Origin of the sequence: Mesorhizobium sp. M4A.F.Ca.ET.050.02.1.1 (assembly GCF_003997725.1) — a bacterium.
GTDB lineage: Bacteria > Pseudomonadota > Alphaproteobacteria > Rhizobiales > Rhizobiaceae > Mesorhizobium.
In genome coordinates, this window is the sequence record NZ_RZSG01000450.1 from 1 (window position 1) to 4,937 (window position 4,937).

Genomic DNA, 4,937 nt, shown 5'->3' on the forward strand with positions numbered 1-4,937 from the left:
GTTCTGTTCCTGGCTTACCGGCGCTGCCGACGGGCCCAAGGCCTGCGTCGATGCGCCCCTTTTTAAAACTCGAAGCCGCAGCTATTGAGGAGCCGCGGCTTCTAAAACGGTCGGCGAGCCTATACATCAGCCGGAATTGAATCACAAGGCCGCGGCACGCGCATATTCGAAGCGCATAGCCGAAGGTGGCCAGAGGAAACGGTCATGGCGAACATCAGTGGCGAGGAAGACGGGCGCAGACGCTCGCTCGGCCCTCTGAGACGCCTTTATCCTTACATCTTCCGCTACCGCAAGATGGTCATCGGCGCGATCATATCGCTGGTCGTAGCGGCGGCAACGACGCTGGCCTTGCCAATGGCCGTGCGCCGTATGATCGACCATGGCTTTTCCGCCTCCGATTCCAAATTCATCGCTGAATATTTCGCCATGCTGGTGGTGATGGCCGCATTGCTGGCTGCGGCCTCGGCCAGCCGCTATTATTTCGTCATCACCCTCGGCGAGCGGGTGGTCGCCGACATCCGCCGCGACGTTTTCGCTCATGTTACGACGCTGTCGCCGGCCTTCTTCGACACGGCCCAGTCGGGCGAGATCGTGTCGCGTCTTGCCGCCGACACCACGCAGGTGAAGTCGGCGGTCGGCGCCACCGCCTCGGTGGCGCTGCGCAACGTCATCCTCGGTCTCGGCGCCGTGGCGATGATGGTGTTCACCAGCCCGAAACTGTCCGGCCTGGTCATCGCTGCCATCCCGCTCATCGTGCTGCCACTGGTCGCCTTCGGCCGTTCGGTCAGGCGCAAGTCGCGGCAGGCGCAGGACACGCTGGCCGACGCCACCGCCTATGCCAGCGAGCAGATCGGCGCTGTGCGCACCCTGCAGGCCTTCACCAACGAGAAGCTGGTCACCGGGCGCTTCTCCGGCGCCGTGGAGGCCGCGTTCGAGGCGGCGCGCGCCTCGGTTTTCGCGCGCTCCTTCCTCACCTTCTTCGCCATCTTCATGATCTTTTCCTCGGTGGTGGCGGTGCTGTGGTTCGGCTCGCGCGACGTGCTCTCCGGCGCGATGTCGCCGGGCACGCTCGGCCAGTTCCTGCTCTATTCGGTGTTCGCGGCCGGCGCGCTCGGCGCGCTGTCGGAAGTTTGGGGCGAGCTTGCACAGGCGGCCGGGGCAGCCGAGCGGCTGACCGAGATCCTGGCCGAGAGCCCGGCGATCCAGCCGCCCGCCGATCCGCGGCCGCTGCCGGCAAAGGCGAAAGGCGCGATCAGCTTCGACGACGTCTCCTTCTCCTATCCGGCGCGCCCGGACCGTGCCGCCGTGCATGGCCTCAGCTTCCAGGTGAAGCCCGGTGAGACGGTGGCCATCGTCGGCCCTTCCGGCGCGGGTAAAAGCACCGTCTTTTCGCTGATCCTGCGCTTCTACGACCCCGAGACCGGCCGCATCGTCATCGACGGCATCGATTTGCGCGAGGCCGATCCGGTGGCGATCAGGCAGCGCATCGCCATCGTGCCACAGGACGTCACCATCTTCGCCGCCAGCGCTCGCGACAATATCGGCTTCGGCCGGCCTGGCGCCAGTGATGTTGAGATCGAGGCGGCGGCGAAGGCAGCACTCGCCGACGAATTCATCCTCAAGCTGGACAAGGGCTATGAGAGCCAGGTCGGCGAGCGCGGGGTGACGCTGTCCGGCGGCCAGCGCCAGCGCGTGGCGATAGCCCGCGCCATCCTGCGCGACGCACCGATCCTGTTGCTCGACGAGGCGACCTCGGCGCTCGACGCCGAAAGCGAGACGCTGGTGCAGACGGCGCTTGAGCGCCTCATGCAGGGCCGCACCACGATCGTCATCGCCCACCGGCTGGCGACGGTGCTGAGGGCCGACCGGATTCTTGTCATGGAAGGCGGCCGCATTGTCGAGGAAGGCACGCATCAGAGCCTGGTCGCCAAGGGCGGCATCTATGCGCGGCTGGCCAAGCTGCAGTTCGAGACCGGCGCCAGCGCCTTCAAAGGCGCGGCTGAATAATCGCCTCGGTTTTCATTCAGTTCAGTGCGGCAAGCCGCCGTTCGGGCCGGCGCGGTCCACCATGGTCGGCGTCGGCAGGTCGGTGCCGAGGTCGGCGGCCTTGATCGGAAAGTTCTTGGCGAGATCGTTGGCAGCCAGTGCTTTCAGGCGGGCTCAGTTGCCATAGCGCTTGCGCAGATGCTCCGTGAAATACGTTGCATTGAGCTTCTCGCCGGTGGCGCGTTCGAGCAGGTCTGGGGTCGACCAGCGCGACCCCTGCGACCAGATCCTTTCACGCCGCCAGGCGTTGATGGCGCTGAAGTCGCCCCTGGCGAGGTCGTCGTCGGCGGACGGATGCTCACGGGTCAGCGCCGCCCATTGCTGTGCCGCCATCATGGCACCTAGCGTATAGGACGGGAAATAGCCGAAGGCGGCGCCCGGCCAGTGCACATCCTGCATCGGTCCGTCGGCTGGATTGTCCAGGGTCGACAGGCCGAGATAGTTGCGCATCCTGCCGTCCCAGGCCTCGGGCAGGTCGGCAACCTCCAGCCGTCCCGAGACGAGTTCCTGCTCCAGTTCGTAGCGCAGGATGACATGCAGCGGGTAGGTGACCTCGTCGGCATCGACGCGGATCAGGCCGCGCTCGACCCGGTGCACATGCGGCAGGATGTCGTCGATCGACCAGGTCTCGCCGAGATGCTTCTCGACCACCGGCAGGGCCCAGCGCCAGAAGGCCGGATTGCGGCCGACCTGCTTTTCGACGAACAGGCTCTGGCTTTCGTGCACGGCCATGCCGCGCGCCTTGCCAAGCGGCCAGTGCGCCCAGGCCTTGGGTAGGTTCTGCTCGTAAAGCGCATGGCCGGTCTCGTGCAGCACGCCCATCAGCGCCGACAGGAAATCGGTGGTCTTGTAGCGGGTGGTGATGCGCACGTCGCTCGGCACGCCGCCGCAGAAGGGGTGATGCGACACCGACAGCGAGCCATGGGTGAGGTCGAAACCGACCGCCGCCATCATGGCAAGGCCGAGCTCGCGCTGACGCTCGATCGCATAGTTGCCGGAAAGCGGCTTCAGCGGATGCTTCGCCAGCCGCTCCTCCTGCAACGCCAGCGCCTCCGGCACGAAGCCCTTGAGGAAGGCCTTCAGCTCCGCGAAGACCGGCGTGATGTCGACGGCGCGGTTGCCGGGGTCATATTGCTCCATCAGCGCGTCATAGGGATCGAGCCCAAGCGCATCGGCGCGCAAGGCCGCTTCCTCGCGCACCAGGGCGATCACGCCTTCCAGCGCCGGCTGGAAACCCGCCCAGTCGTTTTTGGCGCGCAGGTCGCGCCAGAGCTGCTCGGAGCGCATGCGCGCCGTCGTCTGCCGCTCGACGAACTCGACCGGCAGGCAGGTCATGTTGGTGTATTGCCGGCGCAGCTCCCTGACCGCCGCCTGCTGCTCCTCGTTCAGGGCCTCCTCTTCCGCCGCAGCGATCCAGTCGCCGATCTCCGGCGCCGTCGCCCGGGCATGCAGCATCCCGGCGAGCGCCGACATCGCCTCGGCGCGCTTCTCGCCGCCGCCGACCGCCATATGCGTCGCCTCGTCGGCGCCGAGGATGGCGAGCGCATGCTCCAGCGCTTCGAGCTTGTGGCCGAGGTCGTCGAGTTTCTGAAAGGACATGGCGGCTCCGGTCTGGTCAGCTATCGAATTGGACGGCGCGAAAAGATACCAACGCGCCAGCCTTGGCAACCCTGCCGCGCAGGGTGCTCAAACCATCTTGCGCGGACGAGCCCGCGCGTGATCAATGCTGGCAGCGAAAGCGGAGGGGGAAAATGATCGGCAACATACTGGTCGCTCTGGTGGCGCTGATCCACTGCTTCATCGTCTATCTGGAGATGGTGCTGTGGGATACGCCGCAGGGCCACAAGGCATTCAGGCTGACGCCGGATTTTGCCAAGGCATCCAAGGTGCTGGCCGCTAATCAGGGGCTCTACAACGGGTTCCTCGCCGCCGGCCTGGTCTGGGGGCTCTACCTCGGCGCGGCCGGCTTCCAGGTCAGGATGTTCTTCCTGATCTGCGTCGCCATCGCGGGCCTCTACGGCGCGGCGACCGTCGGCAGGAAGATCCTGTTCATCCAGACCGTGCCGGCCGCGCTTGGCATCATCGCGCTCTGGCTGGGCTGGTAAAAAGGACGCCCTTGGGACGGAGTTCCCTCGGGCGCCAGGTGTCCCTTCCTCGGGTCGAGCGATCAGCCGTTGGGATAGTGCCCGCCGTCCGCGCCGTCGCCCATCAGGAAGCCGGCCCCGGTGTCGATGCGAAGCGCCTGGTCAACATCGTCGAGACGGCGCAGCAAATCATGATACTGCGCTGCCGGTATCCTGCCATGATCCGCGGCGGCCGTTTTCGCGGCGGCCTGGCTGATCTGGGCGGCGCGCATGCGCAACGTCTGTGCCTCGGCCGGCGTAATCGCATTCTGCTGCCGCGCATCGGTGATGCCCTGGTCGAGGCCCTGCACCTGCTCGATCAGGCCTGTCACGCGCGGACCGGTGAAATCGGTGGGATCGGGCGCGTCGAGAGCGCCCTTGTGATGTCCGGCAGCGTAAGCGCCGGCGAGCGGGGCCGTGACGAGAATTGCGGCAAGCGTGGCAGTCCTGAGAGAGAATGAAACGCGCATGGCGGCGCATCCTTTTGCTGGGGAAGGGAGCGGCCGCGCCGCTCCGCTTTCCGACCTTGTGGGCCGTCGGTTCCGTCGTGCCGCGATGGGAGGCATCGCCGGCGGTTCTCGGCCCTGCGCGGCAAGCTAGGAGCGCCCAGCCGCGAAGTGTAATTAAAAAAAGATAATGTTTTCAGGACTTGCCGGTCACGTATCTGCGCCCTAGCGTTGAGTCTGTGAACAAATTCTCGTGATACGCGATCACCGTTCAGTGAGCTTCAGCTCGATGCGGCGGTTCTTGCTGCGCGCCTCGTCGGTG

The 4,937-nt window shown here is 66.0% G+C and carries 4 protein-coding genes; 2 read left to right on the forward strand and 2 right to left on the reverse strand.

All coding sequences use genetic code 11. The features are described 5' to 3' along the window. Positions 1 to 204: 204 nt before the first annotated feature. The gene (locus EOA33_RS24145; RefSeq protein ID WP_127406763.1) at positions 205 to 2,007 is read left to right on the forward strand and encodes an ABC transporter transmembrane domain-containing protein; all 1,803 of its coding nucleotides are present in this window, start codon (positions 205 to 207) and stop codon (positions 2,005 to 2,007) included. 153 nt (positions 2,008 to 2,160) lie between these two features. On the opposite strand, the gene EOA33_RS24150 is transcribed toward EOA33_RS24145, so the two are convergent. Further along, on the reverse strand, positions 2,161 to 3,645 hold the full coding sequence (locus EOA33_RS24150) for a carboxypeptidase M32 (RefSeq protein ID WP_126057849.1): 1,485 nt from the start codon (positions 3,643 to 3,645) through the stop codon (positions 2,161 to 2,163). 152 nt (positions 3,646 to 3,797) lie between these two features. Here EOA33_RS24150 and EOA33_RS24155 point away from each other — a divergent pair, with 152 nt between their 5' ends. Continuing rightward, positions 3,798 to 4,151 carry a DUF1304 domain-containing protein gene (locus EOA33_RS24155; protein ID WP_127406764.1) on the forward strand — a complete coding sequence of 118 codons (354 nt, stop codon included), beginning with the start codon at positions 3,798 to 3,800 and terminating at the stop codon, positions 4,149 to 4,151. A 62-nt stretch (positions 4,152 to 4,213) separates the two neighbouring features. On the opposite strand, the gene EOA33_RS24160 is transcribed toward EOA33_RS24155, so the two are convergent. Beyond that, complete coding sequence (locus EOA33_RS24160) at positions 4,214 to 4,639, reverse strand: hypothetical protein (protein ID WP_127406765.1); 426 nt, start codon at positions 4,637 to 4,639, stop codon at positions 4,214 to 4,216. Between the last annotated feature and the right edge of the window lie 298 nt (positions 4,640 to 4,937).